This is a genomic window from Nostoc sp. DedQUE09, from assembly GCF_034530915.1.
GTDB lineage: Bacteria > Cyanobacteriota > Cyanobacteriia > Cyanobacteriales > Nostocaceae > Nostoc.
This window is the reverse complement of the sequence record NZ_JAVRCE010000039.1, coordinates 18,308-40,286: the sequence shown is the minus strand read 5'-3', so window position 1 is coordinate 40,286 and position 21,979 is coordinate 18,308. Positions and strand designations below refer to the sequence as shown.

The window sequence follows — 21,979 nt, the reverse complement described above, 5'->3', positions numbered from 1 at the left end:
ACTCTTTACTCTTTGATCCTGACAGTCTCAGTCAGCTAAGGCATATTTACTTGGCATATTTTAAGGATTGGGCATTAGAAGAGGCAGAGGTGCAGAGGGGCAGAGGTGCGGAGGGGGAAACTGACTGCAACTTCTTTCTTGCTCCCCTGCTCCCCTGCTCCCCACTCCTCAATTCAAGTGGGTTGGACAAACCGCTTAATTTCACCACAGGCAATATAAGACTTGCCATCTGGTGCGGTTTTGACTTCATCAACGACGTAAAGCATTCCTTCTTCGCGAACCGATCGCGGAAAACGCATATTCCAATCCGGTTCATATCCGTCGGAAACCACCCTAGCACGTAGTTTGCTGCCATCTTTGACACACTGAACTAAAATACTGTCCCCTACACTGTCAGTTGTGGGCAGATCGGCAGCACTGGCAGGCCCTTTGGAAGCTTTACCTGTGTTAGCTCGATTGGATTGTCTAGGGGCAACGAAGATATCTGTTTCACCGGGTTGAGCAAAACGGGTAATCTTACCACGTACCCGATAGAAAGTAGCATCGCTTGAGAGTTCCAATCCTTCAACGACATAGCGCGCCCCTTCGGCACGAATGGCACGAGGAAACTGGATGTTCTTGGTTGAATCGTAGCCTTCAGACATGACCTTGACCCGCAGTTTACCGCCTTCACGAACGCAGTGCAATTCAACACCTGAACCGACTTCATTCACAATGGGCATGGCGTACACTTCATCGCCAGTAGTGACACCGCGACCCACCAAATCGCTGCGATTGCGCGTCATCGTTTGGTAAGTCTGATCCCGCATCTCTTTCCGTCCAGAATTACCTAGAGCTTTTTGAGCAATTCGACTGGCGAAATATTCAAGTTGATCGATCTCTTCAGCAATTTCAAAATTCTCGTTCAACCCTTTATCTCGCAAATCTTTCACAAGTGCCCGCAGGGTTTGTTCAGCTTCCTGATGCTTGCCATGTTCAGCGAGATTAAGGCTAGTCTCTTTGGCTTTAGCAATGGTAAGGCGACTCAGTTCCAGAATTATATGGCTTGTAGCAGCAAAAGCTGCTTCCTCAACAGTGCCAACTTTGGCGACGACATCGACTGTACCTGAAACGCTTTGAATGCGGTCATCTTGCACAACATCGGCGCTGTAATGCAGTTTCATCACAGGTAAATCACCAACTTGAGCGCTTGATATCCCCAGACTCAAACCGAGAAGTTTATCTTCGCCCTCGTAAAGCTCTCCCAAGGTGATGACAGTTTGACCTGCATCATTCTGGCTAACTTTAGCCAGACTTAAGGTATCAACCAGGCTGACACCATCGGCCAATTCAAGTGTCAACTTCAAGTTCTGTCCCACTACTGCTCTGAGACTGTCTAGCTCAATACTAAACACTTCAGTTGCTTCGTCAATGCTCTGAATGAAATAGAAGTTGCCCGTAGCTGCCCTAGCCATCCCAATCAGCAGGTCTTCGTTGAAACCCTGAGCAAAACCTAACGTAGTTGTGATAATGCCTTCCTCAGCTTTTTGTCCTGCTGTCGCCGTCAGTATTTTGGGGTCTTGAATGCCCATATTGGCGTGACCATCGGTAAGCAGAAGAACACGGTTGATTTTTTGCGGATCGAGTCGCGTCTTCACGTGTTCGCAGCCTTTGAGCCATCCCCCCGATAAGTTGGTAATACCGCCTGCTCTCACTTTGCGAATGGAGTTTTTCAGGGCGGCTTTGTTAGTCACAGCTTGGGGTGGCACAACACTGTCCACTTCATCGTCGTAAACAACTACTGAAAGAATGTCATCTGGCTCAAGTTGATCTACCACAGACTCAGCGGCTTTGAGTGCGTGATGCAAGGGAGCGCCTGCCATAGAGCCGGAACGGTCAATTACTAGCGAAAGGTTAAGGTTACGTCGAGGAGATTTAGCTATGTCAGCACGAAAACGTAGCAGAATATTAGTCTTTAATGAAGATCCTACGGCGAGGATAGACTGGTCAAATTCGTAACTTGTCTTAATCATTTTTTATATCCCTCACAATTGTCTTTTATCAGCTACAAGCCTTGTAATACATAGACAGTAAATGCTTTATTTAGTTTACCCAGAAATAATTTTAGCCAGTACAAAAATTGAATTTAATGTAAAATTTTATAGTTTTAGTATTTCACCAGCGTAGACAAAGCCCGTCGTAGGCATTCTCGACTCTCCGGTATTGAAAGGCGATCGCACTGGTCACTATTGCGGGAAACTGAAAGCAGATATATTAGGAGAGGAGAACCTAATGAGTTGGACTAAAGTTCTTGCAGCCGATGCACTTTCCCCAGGTACGCGAGAAGTGGTGAAAGTTGGCAACCGGAAAATTCTGCTTTTGAATCACGAAAATCAGCTTTATGCTGTAGATAACAACTGTCCCCACTTAAAATTACCGTTGAAAAGTGGGAAAATCACTGAAAGTGGCGCAATAGTTTGTACCTTCCATCGCAGTGCATTTGACCTGCGGACTGGTGAGGTACAAGGATGGTGTGCCTGGCCACCTGGTGTAGGTAAGGTACTCTCGTTGGTTTCACAACAAAAAGCATTGCCAGTATTTCCAGTTCGTGTGGAAGAAGGCAGTATCTGGGTTGATGTCCAAGAGGAATAGCACTCTCTGCCTGAATTGATACCATTTCTTTGTGAAGCTGCATATCTTTACCCTTGGCTACGCCGTCTCCCAAAGCATCAGGGGATTAACAAGAGGGTCTTTTATATGCATCTTTGTACAGAATTAGTATTACCGAAACAGTGCTAAGTAAAAAACAATAAAAACCCCAGCCGAGGAGTTTAGCTGGGGTTTCTATCAAGATTTACCTATTTCAGAGAGATAGGAACTATTGAATGAGAAAATAGAACCTCTTCTCAAGTAGTTTGAACACTTTGCTATGATGTAATATTGGCTTGTGTGTTACCATTGCCAGCTTCTATAGAAGCTGTAGCACTTTGAGCTTGGCCTAAATTCACTTTGAATACCTTGTTCTGCTCTTGCTCCAGTTTAGGTAAATTCAAAATTAAAATCCCATCTTTCAAGTCTGCCTTAACTTGTTGATTCTGAACTTTGGTTGGTAGAGGTATTACTCTAGTGAAATTGCCATACCGGAATTCAGAATGAACTTTAGCGTTAGATTGTGAATGTTTTTCGTAACGATGCTCACCAGCTATCGAAACTGCATCTTGAGTAACTTGAATATCCAAGTCTTTAGCTTCCACGCCTGGAATCTCAACTCTTAATAGCAACTCTGAGCCATTATCATGTAATTCAACCGCAGGAACCCACGCTGTTCTCGCTGATGCAGAAATCTCGGAGTTATCGCGCTCGGCTACTGTAAGCTCAGAGAATAGTTGATCCATTTGACGACGCAGAATCTCCATTTCACGGAATGGTTCCCAACGAATGAGTGCCATATTTCAATCTCTCCTTAACTTTCTAATTCAATTTTGGGTAATCAAACAAAGTTTTAGAGGTATTTTTTAGAGAGGAGCTTTATTTGCTTTGTTTCTCTCTAGTAAGTAATTTAATAAAAGAAGAATCTAAGAACAGTTGGGTAAACCGTACAGACATAGGTTGGATTTACCGTATCAGACAAAAAAAGGATGAAAAGCTTGAGAATACTTAATGTCAAAGTAAGTAGGCAAGCATAAATTAAACTACATTATGTAATGTAAATTTAATTAAATTAAGTTTGCTTGTAGTCAGAAGTTCTAGCCCGATCTAAGGGTTAGATTGACAAAGACGCTGGACGTAGCTTGCTGTATGAAGACTTGCTAACGCTTTTGGCGTCTCCCCAATGCGAAGGGCTACGGTGTGGATACAAGTAGAAAAAAGCTCCATTTCCCATACGAGCATGGCAATGGCTGATAAGGGGCTGCTGCCTCCAGTCAGACATTGAGTTAGAGACTCAATAAATGCATTCCCAGCCGGAGACTGGGAACGAGTCAAGCCTCATCAAGCTAGGTTTTTAGGACTTGTATGTACACCGTAGCTTTGGCTGTTGGGATTCTTCGGATTTAATTAAGTAATCAAGCGGACATGATATAAACAGTTATCCTGCTTTATATGCAACTTTTCTATACACCCGGCGCTGAACTATGGTTGTAAGCGACGATGATTTTATTTACAATCTGGTGACAGAGTTTTGCTTTCTGATTTCATGTTCAGTTTTATTCCAGAAATTCTTCCTGATTTAAAATTAACTTAGTAACTGATATGGATGCTCAAAAAATAAAAATTTTATTAGTTGACGACAACTTAGAGAATTTACATTTTTTATCAGACATCCTTCAACACCAAGGTTATCAGGTAGAAAGTGTCATTTCTGGGAAATTGGCAATCAATAAGGCACTTGCTTCTCCTCCGGATTTGCTTTTGCTAAATGTTCTTCTTATAGAGAGGGATGGGTATGAAGTATGTCAATATTTTAAAGCTAAGGATCAAACTCCAGAAATTCCGATAATTATCTTCGGAATTTTCGATGATTGTTTTGAAAAAATAAGCGTCTTAAATTTAGGCGATATTGACTATATTACTCAACCATTCCAAACTAAAGAAGTTTTATTACGCGTCCAAAATCAACTCACTATCCAAAGACTGAAAAAACAGTTAAAAGAAAAAAATGCCCAACTGCAACAGGAGATTAAAGAGCGTCAACGGATTACAGTTGAGTTCAATCTTCGCAACAGACAAATAGAAGATATTTTGAAAGAAATTCCCGTTAGTATTAGCAAAGCCTTTTGTAGAGAAGTTTATCAAAGCGAACGCCTTGTAGTCGAAGCCGCCCTGAAGAAGAGTGAAAGTCAGTATCGCCTCCTAGTGGAGACATCCCAGGACATGATTTGGTCAGTGGATATTGATGGACTAATTACCTTTGTCAATCCAGCAGTCAAACAGATTTATGGCTACGAACCCCAAGAAATGATCGGGCGTGCCTTAATTGATTTTATCTCACCTACACAAGTTGCTAAAGATAAAGTAGCCTTTGAGCGTGTTCTTCAGGGAAAGTGTATCTTCCAGCATGAAACTACCTGTGTGGCTAAAGATGGTACCTTACTTTATCTAATGTTGAATGCGATCGCATTACGCAACGAAGAGGGTCAGGTTATAGGCATGACAGGCACTGGTAGCAATATTACGCAGCGTCGAGGTGTAGAAAAATTACTCCAAGAAAGCGCGATTAAGCTCCGCAACCATAATCTCGTACTTACAAAATTGGCACAAAATCAGACACTTTATCAGGGTAATTTGAAAGCAGCCTTGAGTATAATCACAGAAACAGCTGTCAACAATATTGGCGTAGAACGAGCTAGTGTCTGGCTGTATGACGAAACAGGCATGAAAATCCAGTGTTTTGATTTATTTGAGGGCAGTCGCAATCAACATAATGAAGGACTTTTCTTGTCGGCGATAGACTATCCAGTTTATTTTGCAGCTTTGCAACAAAACCAATCAATCGCCGCAGATGATGCTCATACCGATCCCAGAATTAAAGAATTTTCTGCGTCTTATTCAAGATTAAATATTACCTCCATACTCGATACACCCGTTAGGCTGGAGGGAAAGACCGTAGGAGTTTTATGTCTGGAGGCAGTGGGAGTTACTCATCATTGGACGCTAGAAGACCAAAATTTCGCTCGCTCTCTGGGTAATTTAGTATCTTTGGTATTGGAGGCAAAAGAACGCCAACGCGCAGAAGCAGCACGACGGGCTTCTGAAGAAAAGTTAGCATCAGCTTTCCGGTCATCTCCCGATCCAATTGCCTTAATTACTGTTCCCAACAAACGCTACATTGAAGTGAACGAAAGCTTTTGCCGGTTTTTTGGTTATTCTCGCTCTCAAGTGATCGATCGCACCGATGAAGAATTGCATATTTGGGTGAATCCAGAAGAATATAATTTTCTCACCGACATCCTGCAACAAGCAAAAGCCATCCGCAACTATGAGATTGATGTCTGCACAGCAACAGGAGAAATCAGGACAACACTGTTGAGTGCAGAAATGATCGAGATTGATGGGCAATGGTACGTACTGGGAACCGCAAAAGATATTACTGAACGCAAGCAGGCAGAAAATGAAAGCCGTTTGTTACTGTTGACAACCCAAGCTATCACTCGCGCCAGTGATGTCAATAGCGCCTTAGCAGTGGTCTTACGCTTAATTTGTCACACTATTGGCTGGGATTTTGGTGAAGCCTGGATACCTAATAAAGATAGGAATGTTTTAGAACACAGTCTGGGCTGGTACGGGTATGAGAGCAGCTTAGAAGAATTCTGCCAGCAAAGCCAAACGGTGAAATTTGCTCTGGGAGAGGGATTACCAGGAAGAGTCTGGCAGAGTCAAGAACCAGAATGGATAGAAGATGTTTCTAAAGTTACACAACCAGTTTTCTTGCGCTCGCTACAAGCAGCAAAAGTAGGATTCAAAGCTGGTTTTGGTGTTCCCATCCTGGCTGGAAACCAAGTATTAGCTGTTTTAGTGTTTTTTAAACGTAGCTCAGTATTGCTAGATCGGCGTCTGCTTTTGCTAGTCAGTGCTGTTGCGGCTCAATTGGGTGGGTTGATTGAGCGCAAAACCTTAGAACAAGAATTAGCGCTCAGAGAAGCTCGTCTCAATGCCTTTTTTAGCAGTGCCCCCGTTGGTATGAATATTGTAGATAACCAGCTACGGTTTGTGCAAATCAACCAACTGCTAGCGGAGATTAATGGACTACCCCAGCAAGATCATATTGGCAAGACTATCCATGAAGTTATACCCTACATTGCCCCTTTAGTAGAACCAATTTATCAACAGGTTCTAGTAACTGGTCAACCCATTCTCAATCAAGAATTAAGCATCACATCAAGCAAACAACCAGATGTTATCCGCCACTTTTTAGCTTCTTATTTTCCGATTATTGGTGAGGGCGATCGCCCCTCTGGTGTTGGCACAGTTTTAGTAGAAATTAGCGAACTACATGCAGCGCTACGCGAACGCAAACACGTCGAACAAGAACTGCGTTTAGCCAACGAACGCCTACAATATCTGCTCACTTCTAGCCCTGTAGTCATCTATAGTAGCAAAATATCAGAGAACAGCATTACTTTTATCAGTGAAAACGTTAAAGAAATGGTGGGCTATGAAGCGCAGGAATTTATCAATAGCTCCAGTTTTTGGCTTGATCACCTCCATCCACAAGATATTGAACTGATCTCGGAAAAATTTTCTCACCTTATTAAGCAGGAGTACATTTCTTACGAATACCGTTGGTTACACGCTGACGGAACTTATCACTGGTTCTACGAAAAGATGAGGTTAATTCGTGACGAAGCTAACTCCCCGATCGAATGGGTTGGTTATTGGGCAGACATTAACGATCGCAAATTAGCAGAACTAGCTTTGCAGTCAGGTCAGCAACGATATCAACTTCTAGCAGAAGCCTCACCAGCTTGTATCTTTCATACTGATGTAGATGGCAATGTTTTATATTTTAATCAACGCTGGAGTGAAATTACTGGATGTAGTTTAGAAGAATCTCTGGGAATAGGTTGGGCAAATGCCGTGCATCCAGACGACCGCGAGCAGCTATTGTTGGCATGGAATCAAGCAACAGTCGCTAAGTCAACCTATAAGTACGAACATCGTTTCTTACATGATGATAATACAGTCATCTGGGTAATTTGTCATGCTTTGCCAGAATTTAAGGATGATGGAGAAATTAAAGGTTACATCGGTACAATTACAGATATTACTGAGAGAAAATTAGCAGAAGAAGCCTTACGTGAGAGTGCAGAGCGAGAAAGAGCGATCGCTCAAGTGATTCAAAGAATGCGCCAAACACTGGATTTAGAGACGATATTTGCAGCTACAACCGAAGAATTACGCCAAGTACTCAACTGCGATCGGGTTGTTGTCTATCGTTTCAATCCCAACTGGAATGGCGAATTTGTTTCTGAATCAGTGGGTAACGATTGGATTTCTCTCATAGAAGAACACAACAATGACCCTCATCTTACAGAAGGTGTTTTACAAGATGGGCGTTGCCTAGCGAAAATTTTGGATAGCGCGGATAACCAGGTGGAATATCCCGATCTGCAAGTAACTCCAGGTACAAGTTTCCTCTGTGTACCAGATATTTACAACGCTGAGTTTCATCCTGCTTATATCAATCTCTTAGAGCGCTTTCAGGCTAAAGCATACATTATTGTTCCCATTCTACATGGTAGTCAGCTTTGGGGATTGCTGGCGAGTTATCAAAATTCCGATCCCCGCCAATGGAAAACAGGAGAAATCAACATCGTAGTTCAAATTGGCAATCAGTTGGGTGTTGCTTTACAGCAGGCACAATTGCTAGCGCAAACTCAAAGGCAGTCACAAGCATTGCAAGAAGCTGTGATCGTTGCTGATGCTGCTAATCGTGCCAAAAGCGAATTCCTGGCCAACATGAGTCACGAACTGCGTACTCCACTTAACGCCATCCTTGGTTTTACCCAAGTCATGAGCCACGATCGTGATTTATCAACTGAACATCAGCAAAATCTAGCAATTATCAATCGTGCTGGCGAACATCTCCTAAATTTAATCAACGATATTTTGGAAATGTCTAAAATCGAAGCTGGCAGAATAACCTTAAATCTCAACAGTTTTGACTTAATTCGCCTCTTGGAAAACCTCGAAGAGATGTTGCGCTTCCGCGCCACCTCTAAAGGATTGGAATTAGTCTTTGAATATACATCTCACCTTCCCCAATACATCCAAGTTGACGAAAGTAAACTGCGTCAAGTCTTGCTTAACCTCCTGGGAAATGCCATCAAATTTACCGATACCGGCAGAGTGACGCTGCGAGTGGGGATTGGGGAGCAGAGGAGCAGGGGAGCAGGGGAGCAGGGGAGCAGGGGAGCAGGGGAGCAGAGGAAAATAATTAATTCCCAATCCCCGCTTGCCCTGACTTATGCCGAGCAAAGCCGAGGTAGCGAAGCCGTTCGCGTAGCGTCTCGCAGAGAAGGGATGCCCAATACCCAATTCCTAACCTTTGAGGTACAAGACACTGGCCGCGGTATTGCCCCACAAGAAATTGATTTGCTATTTGAAGCTTTTGGGCAAACTGAAACTGGAAGAAAATCGCAGCAGGGAACAGGACTAGGTTTAGCAATTAGCCGCAAATATGTGCAACTAATGGGAGGAGATATTAGCGTCACCAGTACTATTGGTGAGGGAAGTAAATTTATTTTTGATATTCAAATTGGTCTAGCCGCAGCCAGCGAAATCCAGATCCAACAAACTAGACCCCAAGTTATTAGTTTAGCGCCTGCTCAAAGTGAATACCGGATCTTAGTGGTTGATGACTCCACAGACAGCCGCTTAGTGTTAAAGAAAATTCTGACATCTATTGGTTTTGTAGTCCAGGAAGCAATAAATGGCATTGAAGCGATCGCACTTTGGCAGACATGGCAACCACATCTAATTTTAATGGACATGCGGATGCCGATTATGGACGGCTATGAAGCCACAAAAGTTATTAAAACTAGAGAACAAACTTCAATCCAAAATACCGAATCCCAAATCCCCAATTGGAAAACCATTATTATTGCCTTAACTGCCAATGCTTTTGAGGAACAACGAGAGGCAATAATCAAAGCTGGTTGCGATGATTATATTAACAAGCCTTTCCGCGAGGAAGAATTACTAGAAAAGTTGAGCGAATATTTAGGAGTTCAATATATTTATCAAGAAGAAAGCTATCAGTTAACACACCTAAAGCAACAAAGGTCAAAATCAATATTAATGCTCGCGGATTTAGTGAATCTATTATCTGAAATGTCACCTGAATGGGTGAAACAGCTGTACACCGCCGCAGCTCAATGTAGTGATGACCTAATTTTAGAATTGATTGAGCAAATCCCTTCGGAAAATGCTGTACTACAAAATTTTATCAAGAATTTAGCTCATGATTTTCAGTTTGAGAAAATTATGGAATTGACGAGTATTGCAGGAGTCTTATCCAGCTAATCAAAATTGATGGATAAGCGAGTTCGTAGTAAGGACTTTAGTCTTTAATGTTATCAGCACTAAAGTGCTTACTACAAACTTCAATTTTAAATTTTAGATTTTTCCTTCAATTCAAAGTCCAAAATTCAAAATGATTTTACCGTAAACGTCCCGATCGCAATGTACTAATAATTAACCACAAACCCAATAAACTAGCGACTGCAAACAAGATAGTGCTTAAAAAAGATAGCTGAGTTGTTTGCGCTCTGGTGGAAATAATTGCCGCACCCATAATCAGCGAACCCACTAAAATACTAAAAGATAGTCGGTTAGCGGCATCGTCCATAGTGCGCCGTACACCATCTAAACCCCGCAGTGATAGATTCCACTGTAAGGTTTCTGAGGTAACTCGGTCTAATAATAGCTCGATTTGGCGGGGAGATTGGAGAGACAAGCTTTTAATATCCAAGGCTGTCCGTAATAGCGATCGCACTGGATTATCGCCTAGTAACTGCCGACGAAACAAGTCTGTTATTAATGGTTTGACTTCATCAAAAAAATTAAGCTCTGGGTTGAATGTCCGCGCTACCCCTTCTAAATTCGCTAGGGTTTTGGCATACAAACCCATATTACTAGGCAACCTAATTTTATTGTTGCGCGCAACCTGTAAAACTTCATAAATTATCTGACTGAAGTTTATTTGTGTGAGGCTGACATTATGATACTTACGTAACATGCGATCGTAATCATTTTCTAACCGCGACAAAATCACTGGTTGAGCAGAATCTGATAGCTGTAAAGTTAACTGAGCGCATCTTTGAGCATCTAAATCAACGATCGCTAACAACATTTCCGTTAATATCTGCTGTGTCCGGGGATCGAGTCTTCCCACCATGCCACAATCTAAGAGGGCAACACGACCATCTTTGAGATAAAACAAGTTTCCTGGATGGGGATCGGCGTGAAAAAAGCCATCAATATATAGTTGCTGGAAAAATACCCGAAATAACAAAGTAGTTATTTCTTTACGCTTTTCGCCAGGATCTTTAACATTGGGGTCACTATCCAAATCCGCCGCCAAGAACGGTATCCCATCCAGCCATTCCATTACCAGTAACTTTGGTGTGGTCAATTCCCAGTTAATTTCCGCAACCACTATTTGTGTAGGATCGTACCAGCGACTCTGGGATAAGTTGCGCCGCAGTTGGTCTGTAAAACCTGCTTCCCGTGTAAAATCTAACTCGGCTTCTAAGGCTTTGGTAAATTCTTCAGCGATGGATTTGATTTCATAGGTTTGCCCAAAATCAGTCCGCGCCACTAAATCGGCAATACCTTGAATTAAAGCAATATCTTGAGCAATAGTCAGATCAATTCCCGGACGTTGCACTTTCAGAGCGACTTCTCGACCGTCTGCTAGTGTAGCTCGATGTGTCTGGGCAATCGATCCGGCTGCGACTGGGATCGGGTTAACTGTACTGAAGGTTTCTGCTAATGGACGTTTTAATTCTTTACGGAGGATTATTTCTATTTCTGACCAAGGAACTGGTGGTACTTCATCTTGTAAAGTTGACAATTCCTCAATGTAGGAGGCGCTCAGTAAGTCAGGGCGGGTAGACATTAGCTGGCCAAGTTTGACGTAAACTGGCCCCAAGTCTACCAGAATATTTTTTAAAACCGCAGGTGTCGGCAGCTGGGGTTCATCAGCTTTGCCACCAGTAAGTAACCTTCGCATATAGTCCCAGCCATTGCGAAGGAAGACTTCAAGGATTTCTCGTTGACGGGGAACAGTTTGGGTGAGGAACATTTTTGTAAAAAACTGCAAGGATGCAGAGGAGTTAAAGAGGTAAACAGCAGGGGATAACACTACAACGGAAGTCGGCTCTAGCTTTGGTGCAAGTCACAAGTTTTGCTAGCTGTCGCACAGTCTTGAAATCTTTTTATGGATGATTTAGGGCTTCGTGAAGTTTCTGTTCGTTGAGCATTCATTTGATGTAATTAGAGCAGGAATCCTCGCCGTGTAATAAGCTATGGGAACAAGAAAATTCTTTGGACGGAGAAATATATTTTTGATAGGCAGTAGTAGAATCAATTGCCATTGTCTTGGCAAGAGGCTAAAAGTTAATAATGTCCATAACTGTCAGATAAAATAACAGACAGTCAAGTTATAATGTGAAAATAGACTTTTTCGCCTCTGCCAAGGGTTCTAACTTTTATAGCAGGTCAGTAAATCGGGAATCACTCTGGAGAATTTTAAGGATCTGCTTGATTTCCTGGGTACGTTCTTTTTTGACAACGAGGGTGACATTGCGATCGCGCACAATCACCACATCGTCTAAACCAATAGTAACAACTACATCTTCTGGATTTGAGGCGTAAATAATCGCCCCTTGCGTATCTAAACCTACGTGAGTAGCGAGTTCCACGTTTGGAGTCTCTTCCGTTTTCAGTAAGCGTTCGATCGCATTCCAATCTCCTAAATCATCCCAACCAAAATCAACTGGCAAAACGTATGCTAGAGTTGTCTTTTCCATTAACGCATAGTCTATACTCTTCTTAGGCAACTGGGGATAGATATCAGGGCCATGTTGTTCTAAAGGTTCGATAATTTCTGGAGCATGGGTATGTAGTTCCTTGAGAACAACCCCCGCCCGAAAAACGAACATTCCACTATTCCAGCTAAAACGTCCCGTAGATAAAAAAGTCTCTGCCGTTTCTCGGTCGGGCTTTTCAGTAAAGCGGTTCACGTGATAAGCTGGCAACTCATTAAAGCTACCTATTTTTTCACCTTGTTCAATGTAGCCGTAACCGGTTGATGGAAAAGTAGGCTTGATCCCCAGTGTAACGATCGCTGCTGTGCTTGTTGCCAGTTGCGTAGCTGCATTTAATGTGTGTGCAAACGCCTCTTGGTTAGCAATCCAGTGGTCAGCAGGGAAAAAGCCAATCACAGCGTCTTCACCATAGCGCTGTTTGATTTCTAAACTTGTCCAAGCAACGGCTGCGGCAGTGTCTCTGCCTTCCGACTCAATCAGCAAGTTTTCAACTGGTAGATCGGGTAGTTGTTGTCTTACGCCTTCAGCTATCTGACTAGAAGTTATGACCCACAAGGAATCCCACCCGCCACCGAGTTCAATCAATCGATCGGCGGTTGCTTGTAATAGACTTCTAGAGCTACCATCAAGACTTAAAAATTGCTTGGGTCGGTCTTTGCGGCTTAGGGGCCAAAAACGTTCACCTTTACCACCAGCTAGGATTACGGGGAACAATAAAGTATTCATGTTGTCATACACGCCTACCGAAGAACATTACAAGTTTACAGTGAGCTTTTCCACTGGCAATATTTGTAGCTTGGATTAACATACTTTTAGGGAGTGGTTGAGTGGGGAGATAATTGTGATAAAACAAGTCGAATGGTCGGAAAATCCGGTTACGTCTCAGCAAGTAGTAGAGTTTGAAAGTGACGTGCGATCGTCGCAACTTCAACGGACAGAAAATCAAGCAACGCCAGCACCAGTAGCCGACTCAGAGGAGGAGCTGGTCGAACAAAACCAGCCAGCGAATCCGAACCGTAGCGTCATCGAATCTGTGGGCGCGTTTCCCAATCAGCTTTCTGAGAGACTGGGCTTAACCATGCCTCGATGGCTGTTATGGTTTATGACGGTTGTCATTGGCATCATCTTATCTGGGCTGCTGGTGTCAACATTAGCGCTGTGGACTCCTTTATGGAGCAATCTAGATCGAACAGATGAAGATTTAGGAACTACTGCTAAAGACGAAGTAAAAATCCCATTACCAGGGGAGTTATGGGGTAAACTCTCCCAGTACAAGCTTTCACGTCCGATGAATATTTTAATCATGGGGATTGAACCAGTCAGCGGTACCGTTGATGGCTCACCAGAAAGCTTTGCCGGGAAAAGCGACTCCATGCTGCTGGTACGACTTAATCCTAGTGAAAAATCTGTAAGAGTGCTTTCCATTCCCAGAGATACAATGATCGCCATCCCCGAAAAGGGAGAAAAGGGATTAACTAAGGTATCTGATGCCAATGCCAAAGGCGGCCCAGTCTTAGCAGCACGGGTAGTTAGCCGTACCTTAAATAATGCCCCAATCGATCGTTACATCCGTATTTCTACCAGCGGCTTACGGCAGTTAGTCGATCAGTTAGGCGGAGTAGAAGTCTTTGTTCCCCAATCAATGGAATATAAAGACTCCAGCAGTCGGCTATCAATTAATTTAGTCAGTGGTTGGCAAACCCTTAATGGCGAACAAGCAGAACAGTTTGCCCGATTCCGCGAACCAGGTTTGGGAGATTTACCGAGAGTGCAGCGTCAGCAAGCACTAACAGCTGCCTTGCTGCAACGCTTAAATAGTCCCACCATCTTACCCAGGTTGCCTCAATTAACTCGCTTAATGCGAAAATATTTTGATACCAACCTGAAGATGGAAGAAATGATGGCGTTGGTCAATTTCGGACTTAACCTAGATCGGGATAATTTCCAAATGACTGTGTTGCCTGGTACCTTTAGCCGCTTCAGCAAAGACCCTGATAGCTATTGGCTAAATATGACTGGACAACAGAGCCTGTTGAATGATTATGTTGGGGTAAATGTACCTGGTCTAAAACCAGATATGCGTCAGGTTCCTAACCTCAAAATTGCTATTCAAAATGCTTCTAATCAACCTCAGCTAACTGAAAAAGTTATTGCTTATCTTAAACAGAAAGGCTTTAATAATATTTACAAAGTGCCTGATTGGCCAGATACCCAACGTCAAACTCAGATTATTGTCCAAAAAGGCAACCGACGAGTTGGGGCTGATTTGCAAAAAGTCTTAGGCTTGGGTCAAATCGAGGTGTCTGCTATTGGTGATTTAGAATCCGACCTGACAATCCGCATTGGGAAAGATTGGAAATAGCTAAGAGTCATTAGTCATTAGTCATTGGTTAAATGACAAAGCGCAAAATCTGAGCGGAGGAAACCTCCGCTCAGAACTTTGTAAGATAGAACTAATGACAAAGGACTACTGAAAAATAATAAAGTTATGAAAAAGATTTTACTGCGCTTTTTGGGTTTGATTGTAATTTTGCTACTAGCATTTGGGTGGATAATACTTAATCCCAAACCGGCTTTTGCTCAGATAAACACAATTAATTACAACAATATAAATTTAGAAAATCGTGACTTTTCTCATGCTGATTTGGCAGGTGTAACTTTTGTAGCAGCAGAAATGCGGGGGACAAATTTTCAAGGAGCAAATTTAACCAACTCAATTCTCACTAAAGGAGTTTTATTAAAGGCAAATTTGGAAGATGCGAACTTGAGCGGCGCTTTAGTTGATCGCGCCACTATGGATGGTGCTAACCTGAAAAATGCCATCTTTACTGAAGCAACTTTGACCCGTAGCCGCTTTTATGATGCTGATGTCACTGGTGCTGATTTTACCGACGCTTTGATTGACCGTTATCAAGTGTCACTGCTGTGTGAAAGAGCCGATGGTGTAAATCCGGTTACGGGTATGTCAACGCGAGATAGTTTGGGTTGTAGGTAAAGAATCTCGGCGTTGAGCATAAAATAGAGATATTTTATCGGAATATGGAAAATAAAGCTTATTTATTAGATTATGTATTATTAATTACAAATTTGCTTTTATTTTGGTATTTTCACAAAGGTAAAAATCTAAAAATCCATGAGCAAACACAAAATAAACTTAATTTTACTATTCAACCGAAGTTGCTTCGATTTACTGGGTTATTTATTGGACAAGTAGGAATAATTTACTTATTTGCTATTTTTGTGATGATACCAGTTACACAACTTAAATGTGACCGTGTTCCGCAAAATTTAGAAAGTTCCATTATTCAACAAAAATCATCAACAATTATATGTCAACTGACAGAGTTTGATTTTATCGGTCATCAAAAAAGCGAAAAACAAATTTCTGGATTAACTGAAACTCGTTTAGAAAAACAAACTAAAACCGATAAAGAGGGAAAAAATATATATGAATATCAAGTTCAGTTATTGACTAATAAAGAGAGTATTCCATTTAGACGAATTACTTACAGTGATTATTCTTCTGAAGAAGCAGAGTTTATAATATTAAAAATTAAGAATTTTTTAGCACAAACTTTAGAAAAAAGTTTACTAGTTACGCAAGATGACACCATAATCCTTTATGGTGCAATTGGAATAACCCTATTTTGGTTTTTATTAGGTTTACTGATTATAGCAACAGGTTCATTTATCAACTGTAATTTTGATAAAGAATCAAATAGTTTAACTCTCAGCCGCTATCGATGGTTTGGAAAATTGGGAAAAGCCATTTTTTTGTACTCGTTAAATGAAATTGTTGATATTAAAGTTGAAAGTTCTGATTCTAGCGAAGGTGGCTTTGTTTATCGAGTTACCTTAACGTTAGCATCTGGCGAAACCGTGCCTTTGAGTGGGTGCTATAGTTCTGGGTTTGAAGAAAAACAAGAAATAGTTAAGACGATCAAAAGTTTTCTCGCTGCAAATTAGTACCTATTTATACCAATTCTGCCACTTTCTCAACATCAACTCTGCGATCGCATCCTAAAAAATGATCCTAAACTCTAAAGAAAATAAATTCTTATATTGATTCAGGTGGTGCTGCATTAGTCTGTTATGATGCCTTCGGGGAACGGAGGAAACCTCTACTTATCCTGGTTCCCCTATTTAAAATTGACTGAGATTGTCAAAAATCAGTAGCTTCTAATTATCAATGGGAATTTCAATTAAAAACTCTGTTCCTTCTCCTGGTTTAGAGGAACATTTCATCTGACCATGATGTTTCTCGACTACTATTTGATGGCTAATAGACAATCCTAACCCCGTACCTTTACCTGGTGCTTTGGTAGTGAAGAAGGGATCGAATATATGCGATCGCACTTCTTCTGGAATCCCAAGACCATTATCAGCTATTCTAATTACAACCTGGTTATTAACGGCTTGCGTATTAATCCAGATAGTCAAGGGTATTCTCGGACACGTTTGTAATAATTTCAAATACCTTTGCTGTATAGTGTTAAATTTTTCCTCTAATGCATCAATACTGTTACTCAAAAGATTCATAAAAACTTGATTTAATTGCGCGGGATAGCATTCGAGCAAAGGTAAATTGTCATATTGTTTAATAATCTCAATAGCTGGGCGATCGTTATTATTTTTAAGGCGATGCACTAAAATTAGCAAAGTACTATCCAAACCTTCATGAATATCTACTGGCTTCAATTCAGCTTCATCTGTACGAGAGAAGTTTCGCAGTGATAGCACAATATCACAAATGCGCTCTGTTCCTACTTTCATTGACTCAAGGGTTTTGGGCAAATCTTCAATGAGAAAGTCCAAATCACTCTTGTCGATTTGCTCTTGGATAGTTGGCAAGATTGAGGAGTTTTGACGGTAAAGTTTCACTACCTTTAGCAGTTCTTGAGTATATTCATTTAAATGGATAAGATTGCCAAAAATAAAACTAATAGGATTATTTATTTCATGGGCAACTCCAGCAAGTAGTTGTCCTAAACCTGCCATTTTTTCACCCTGAATTAACCGAGTCTGAGTTTGTTTCAATTCTTGCAGAGTTTGAGTAAGTTCTAAGGTTTGACGTTTAGTTTGTTCGAGTAATTCTGCTTGCTGAATCGCAATCCCCAATTGCACCCCAACTTGAGCCAGTAAATTAATTTCCTCTTCTTTCCAATAACGCGGTTGCGAATTTTGATAAGCAACTAATAATCCCCATAATTTTTCACCTTCCCGAATCGGAACAAAGGTTTCGTTACGCGGAAGTTCGTTATCGTCGTCTGTGTCCTCAAAGGTTTCGACAATCATTGGTTGGGCTTGAGCAACAGGCTTCCAACCATCTTTAAAGGAATCTGCCACAAATTTACCACTCCAATCTGAGTTGAATCGGTAAATTGCAACTCGCTCAACTTCAAGCAACTCTCGCACAGCTTGAGTAGTGGTTTTAAAAATAGTTTTAATATCAAGTGACTGGCGAATTTTATCAATAGTTGCAGCCAGTAATTCTTGCCGTTCCATTGCTTTCTCCCGTTCAGTAGCTTCTGCTAACTGGACAACCTGCATTTGAACTTGTTTTAAATAAGAATCCTGTTTTAATGCGACTCCCAATTGCTCGGCTATTTGACTAGTAAATTCAATTTCAGAGTCTTGCCAGTGACGAGGAGCGTTACATTGGTGAATACATAGCAATCCCCAAAGTTCACCTTTTTTTAATAGAGGTGCGACCAGATTTGCCCGCACTTGAAACTTTTCTAGAATTTGGATGTAGCAACCGGGAAACTTTCCTTGATAAATATCAGCGATCGCATTTACTCGACCTTGGGCGTAAAGGGGTGCAAAGTTTTCTCCAAAGCAATAGTCATAAACTTTTTCTGCCATTACCGAGTTACACTCAGGCACAAAATCTTCAGAAATAAATTCTCCTTCCCAATCTTTTTGCGGGTCAAAACGAAAAACTGCTACTCTATCTGCTTGCAGCATTTGCCGTGCCTCAGTGACAGTAGTTTGGAAAATTGTATCTAAATCTAGGGACTCCCTAATCCGAGTAATCACGCTAGTTAATGTTTTTTGTTGCTCTGCTTGGTACTGAGCGTATGCCAGCAACTTATGGTGTCGCACTGCTACACCAATTTGTGTGCCGATTTTGGTCAGTGATTCGACTTCATAAGATTGCCACTCTCTGGGTGAGGCATTTTGGTAGGCAGCGATGATTCCCCAAAGTTGATCTCCTTGAAGAATCGGGGCAGTAGCAAAGGCTTTTGCCTGAAATTGTTCCAACAGAGTTACATGACAGTTTGTTAATTCGGCTTGGTAAATATCATTAACTATAAAAGTCTGGTTGTTAACGTAACGCCCGCCTTGTGTCTGTTGTAAATAAGTATCAGCGATCGCAGCCTGAACCCCAACTAAAGGAGCCCAACCTTCAGCAAATGATTCCGCAACAAAGTCACCACTCCAATCGGGATTGAAGCTAAAGATGGCAACTCGGTCAGCTTGCAACAGCTTACGTATTTCTTGAGTTGTGGTTTTAAAGATAGTTTCAATATCAAGGGGTGAGCGAATTTCATCGACAATTTTAGCTATTACTTGGTCGCGCTGAACTGCTTGAGCCAATTTTGCAGCTTGCAATTGGACTTCATGGAGATGCTTTGCTTGTTGAATCGCAACCACAAGATGGTCAGCAATTTGATGAATAAACTCAATTTCCGATTCTTTCCAGTCACGAGCCTCACTGCACTGATGAATGCAAAGCAATCCCCACAGTTCCTTCTGGCGTGATAGAGGGACAACAAGGTTGGCCTGTACCTGAAATTTACTCAAAATTGCCACATGGCAATCACTCAGTCCCGCCTTGTAAATATCTGCTACTGCTTGCGCTCTACCTTGTTGATAACTGGCAGCAAATTGTTCTCCAAAGCAATGGTCGTAAACTTTTACTGCCATTGCTGAGTCCCAGCCAATGGCAACATCTTCAGAAACAAATTTTCCCTCCCAGCTTTGTTCGCGGTCGAACTGGAAGACTGCTACTCGGTCAGCATTTAGCAACTGACGCACTTGTGTAACGGTAGTTTGAAAAATTGTTTCTAAGTCAAGAGACTCCCGAATTCGGACAATTACACTTGCCAAAGCCTTTTGTTGCTCTAGTTGCTCTTGAAGTTGAGCGCTGGACAAGAGAAGTTGATTTTCCGTGAAATTTGAATTGGGTTCCATTGCTCTGGATTATTTCGTTTTTATACAAGGGTTCCTCATACCAAACTTCACAGGCTTGAAGGGTGTCAAAAGTATGACAAACTGCAAATTTTTACAGTGTTCAACAATTTCCCAGAAGATGGTTATTCTTATAGTTCCCCTTTCTCGATCTATCCTCGTAATGAGTTAAAAAATAGTTTTGGCTTGTACACAACAAAGGAGGCGACTAAGTTAGTATTGCAGGGACAAATCAGAAAAGCGATCTGACCACTTTTGAATCGCGTTCGCTGTATCATAGCAATCTCAGGAATTTAATTCTGGGCGTAGGTATCGCTTTGCTTTTGCCCTTAGCGTAGGCATTTAAAATTACTAATTTGTCAAAATTTACCTGACAGACTGCGGTATTTCAGGTTAAATGTTTTAAAGTATGCACTCTGCAAGAGTTGTCGGGTATTATTCGTGACACAACAAGATCAAAAACCCTCTCGTTCTTTCGCTGGAATTGCTGGCATTGTTGCCGCAGCCACATTAATTAGTAAAGTCTTCGGTTTAGTGCGGCAGCAAGCGATCGCTGCCGCATTTGGTGTTGGTGCTGCTGCCACTGCCTATAGTTATGCCTATGTTATCCCTGGCTTTTTATTGATCTTACTCGGTGGCGTAAATGGGCCATTACACAGTGCGATCGTCAGCGTTTTAGCCAAGCGTCGCCGAGAAGAAGCGGCTCCCCTAGTAGAAACTGTGACAACGCTGGTAGGTGGAGTACTGTTGCTGGTGACATTTGCTCAAGTTTTCTTTGCGGATGCGATCGTTGATTTAGTTGGTCATGGCTTGGAAGCGACAACCAGAGCGATCGCCATTCAACAACTCCGCATTATGGCACCGATGGCTTTATTTTCAGGATTAATTGGCATTGGCTTCGGTACTCTTAATGCAGCAAATCAATATTGGTTACTCTCTATTAGCCCTCTATTATCTAGCATTACCGTTATTATCGGCATTGGGTTGATGACCATGCAAGTGGGCAAGGACATTATCAAGCCAGAATACGCTTTAATCGGTGGTATGGTATTAGCCTGGGGAACCTTGGCAGGGGCAATTCTCCAATGGCTGGTGCAGCTCATTGTTCAGTGGCGGTTAGGATTAGGTACGTTACGCCTGCGGTTTGATTTTAAATCCCCCGGTGTTCAAGAAGTGATTAGAATCATGACTCCGGCAACAATTTCTTCCGGGATGATGCCAATTAACTTTGCTACTGTGCTTTACTTCGCCAGTCCCATCCCTGGTGCTGCTGCTGGCTTTAACTATGCCAATTTGCTAGTGCAAACTCCCTTAGGGATTATTTCTAATATAATTTTGCTGCCTCTATTACCGATATTTGCCAAACTTGCCGAACCAGAAAATTGGGACGATCTCAAATTGCGTATTCGTCAGGGACTCCTACTTAGTGCTGTCACCATGCTACCTCTAGGAGCGTTGATGGTAGTGTTATCTGTACCCATTGTTCAGGTAGTGTATGAGCGGGGTGCTTTCAAGCAAGATGCTACACAGCTAGTTTCCGAGTTGCTAATCGTTTACGGGATTGGGATGTTTGCTTATTTGGGGCGTGATGTCTTGGTGCGGGTATTTTATGCCTTGGGTGATGGGCAGACACCTTTTCGCATCAGTACTTTTAATATCTTTCTCAATGCTGCGCTCGATTGGATTTTAGTTGGGCCTTTTGGTGCTCCTGGTTTGGTGTTGGCAACAGTGGGTGTAAATTGCAGTTCCCTGTTGATGCTGTTATGGTTGCTTGATCGCAAACTCAATGGTTTACCTTGGCGTGAGTGGAGTCTGCCGATTTTGGGTTTGACTGCTGGTAGCGTGGTAGCTGGGGTAGCCAGCTATGGGACTTTGGTTGCTTCTCAACAATTCTTAGGTAGAACGGGTTTACTGGTTCTGCTGTTGCAATTGTGTATATCTGGCTTCGTGGGAATTGCGGTGTTTGCTGCGATCGCATCATGGCTGAAAATACCAGAGGTAAATATTTTTATCTCTCGTCTACGTCAGCGCTTTTTGAAGAAATAACGATCGCTCTAGCCAATGTTAAGAAATATCGAGATATATAGATAGCGTCGGCGCTGCCTGTCGTAGACATCGCCTGTTACTACAAAGTTAGGAATAGAAATATTTTGGGTGGGTGTATAACTACCCCCGCTGCCAAAAGCGTATTTTTTGCTTGATAAAGGGATTGGACTTTGGATGAGTGAAAATTAAGCCTAATGCGTCTTTAATCA

Annotated in this window: 12 protein-coding genes; 6 read left to right on the top strand and 6 right to left on the bottom strand. The window is 42.1% G+C overall.

All coding sequences use genetic code 11. From position 1 onward, the window contains the following. Positions 1–173 precede the first annotated feature (173 nt). A complete protein-coding gene (locus tag RMY27_RS22425; RefSeq protein ID WP_322666929.1) occupies positions 174–2,012 on the bottom strand; it encodes a vWA domain-containing protein in 1,839 nt (612 codons plus the stop codon). A 259-nt stretch (positions 2,013–2,271) separates the two neighbouring features. Between RMY27_RS22425 and RMY27_RS22420 the strand changes: the two genes are divergently transcribed. Beyond that, positions 2,272–2,631: a Rieske (2Fe-2S) protein gene (locus RMY27_RS22420; protein WP_322666927.1), complete on the top strand. Its 360-nt coding sequence runs from the start codon at positions 2,272–2,274 to the stop codon at positions 2,629–2,631. A gap of 275 nt (positions 2,632–2,906) precedes the next feature. Here the strand turns inward: RMY27_RS22420 and RMY27_RS22415 are convergent, their stop codons facing one another. Both RMY27_RS22415 and RMY27_RS22410 read right to left on the bottom strand, forming a co-directional pair. Beyond that, positions 2,907–3,428 carry an Hsp20/alpha crystallin family protein gene (locus RMY27_RS22415; protein WP_322666925.1) on the bottom strand — a complete coding sequence of 174 codons (522 nt, stop codon included), beginning with the start codon at positions 3,426–3,428 and terminating at the stop codon, positions 2,907–2,909. 307 nt (positions 3,429–3,735) lie between these two features. Beyond that, complete coding sequence (locus tag RMY27_RS22410; RefSeq protein ID WP_322666923.1) at positions 3,736–3,963, bottom strand: hypothetical protein; 228 nt, start codon at positions 3,961–3,963, stop codon at positions 3,736–3,738. A 267-nt stretch (positions 3,964–4,230) separates the two neighbouring features. Here RMY27_RS22410 and RMY27_RS22405 point away from each other — a divergent pair, with 267 nt between their 5' ends. Next, positions 4,231–10,002, top strand: a complete 5,772-nt coding sequence (locus RMY27_RS22405) for a PAS domain S-box protein (protein WP_322666921.1) — start codon at positions 4,231–4,233, stop codon at positions 10,000–10,002. A gap of 136 nt (positions 10,003–10,138) precedes the next feature. Here the strand turns inward: RMY27_RS22405 and RMY27_RS22400 are convergent, their stop codons facing one another. Next, on the bottom strand, positions 10,139–11,785 hold the full coding sequence (locus RMY27_RS22400; protein ID WP_322666919.1) for an AarF/ABC1/UbiB kinase family protein: 1,647 nt from the start codon (positions 11,783–11,785) through the stop codon (positions 10,139–10,141). A 406-nt stretch (positions 11,786–12,191) separates the two neighbouring features. Further along, positions 12,192–13,256 carry a mannose-1-phosphate guanylyltransferase gene (locus RMY27_RS22395; RefSeq protein WP_322666917.1) on the bottom strand — a complete coding sequence of 355 codons (1,065 nt, stop codon included), beginning with the start codon at positions 13,254–13,256 and terminating at the stop codon, positions 12,192–12,194. A 115-nt stretch (positions 13,257–13,371) separates the two neighbouring features. Between RMY27_RS22395 and RMY27_RS22390 the strand changes: the two genes are divergently transcribed. From RMY27_RS22390 to RMY27_RS22380, 3 genes are all read left to right on the top strand, one after another. After that, complete coding sequence (locus RMY27_RS22390) at positions 13,372–14,892, top strand: LCP family protein (RefSeq protein ID WP_322666916.1); 1,521 nt, start codon at positions 13,372–13,374, stop codon at positions 14,890–14,892. Positions 14,893–15,018: 126 nt separating this feature from the next. Then, the gene (locus RMY27_RS22385) at positions 15,019–15,525 is read left to right on the top strand and encodes a pentapeptide repeat-containing protein (RefSeq protein ID WP_322666914.1); all 507 of its coding nucleotides are present in this window, start codon (positions 15,019–15,021) and stop codon (positions 15,523–15,525) included. Positions 15,526–15,569: 44 nt separating this feature from the next. Next, on the top strand, positions 15,570–16,496 hold the full coding sequence (locus tag RMY27_RS22380) for a hypothetical protein (RefSeq protein ID WP_322666912.1): 927 nt from the start codon (positions 15,570–15,572) through the stop codon (positions 16,494–16,496). Between the two features lie 213 nt (positions 16,497–16,709). Here the strand turns inward: RMY27_RS22380 and RMY27_RS22375 are convergent, their stop codons facing one another. Then, a complete protein-coding gene (locus tag RMY27_RS22375) occupies positions 16,710–19,727 on the bottom strand; it encodes a GAF domain-containing protein (RefSeq protein ID WP_322666910.1) in 3,018 nt (1,005 codons plus the stop codon). Between the two features lie 438 nt (positions 19,728–20,165). Between RMY27_RS22375 and murJ the strand changes: the two genes are divergently transcribed. Then, positions 20,166–21,770 carry a murein biosynthesis integral membrane protein MurJ gene (gene murJ / locus RMY27_RS22370; protein ID WP_322666908.1) on the top strand — a complete coding sequence of 535 codons (1,605 nt, stop codon included), beginning with the start codon at positions 20,166–20,168 and terminating at the stop codon, positions 21,768–21,770. The last annotated feature ends 209 nt before the right edge of the window (positions 21,771–21,979 follow it).

Bases quoted from the DNA above. Each gene is read 5' to 3' on its own strand.
- RMY27_RS22385 (WP_322666914.1), top strand. From the start codon at position 15,019: ATGAAAAAGATTTTACTGCGCTTTTTGGGTTTGATTGTAATTTTGCTA.
- RMY27_RS22395 (WP_322666917.1), bottom strand. From the start codon at position 13,256: ATGAATACTTTATTGTTCCCCGTAATCCTAGCTGGTGGTAAAGGTGAA.
- RMY27_RS22405 (WP_322666921.1), top strand. From the start codon at position 4,231: ATGGATGCTCAAAAAATAAAAATTTTATTAGTTGACGACAACTTAGAG.
- RMY27_RS22420 (WP_322666927.1), top strand. From the start codon at position 2,272: ATGAGTTGGACTAAAGTTCTTGCAGCCGATGCACTTTCCCCAGGTACG.
- RMY27_RS22400 (WP_322666919.1), bottom strand. From the start codon at position 11,785: ATGTTCCTCACCCAAACTGTTCCCCGTCAACGAGAAATCCTTGAAGTC.
- RMY27_RS22415 (WP_322666925.1), bottom strand. From the start codon at position 3,428: ATGGCACTCATTCGTTGGGAACCATTCCGTGAAATGGAGATTCTGCGT.
- RMY27_RS22375 (WP_322666910.1), bottom strand. From the start codon at position 19,727: ATGGAACCCAATTCAAATTTCACGGAAAATCAACTTCTCTTGTCCAGC.
- RMY27_RS22425 (WP_322666929.1), bottom strand. From the start codon at position 2,012: ATGATTAAGACAAGTTACGAATTTGACCAGTCTATCCTCGCCGTAGGA.
- RMY27_RS22380 (WP_322666912.1), top strand. From the start codon at position 15,570: ATGGAAAATAAAGCTTATTTATTAGATTATGTATTATTAATTACAAAT.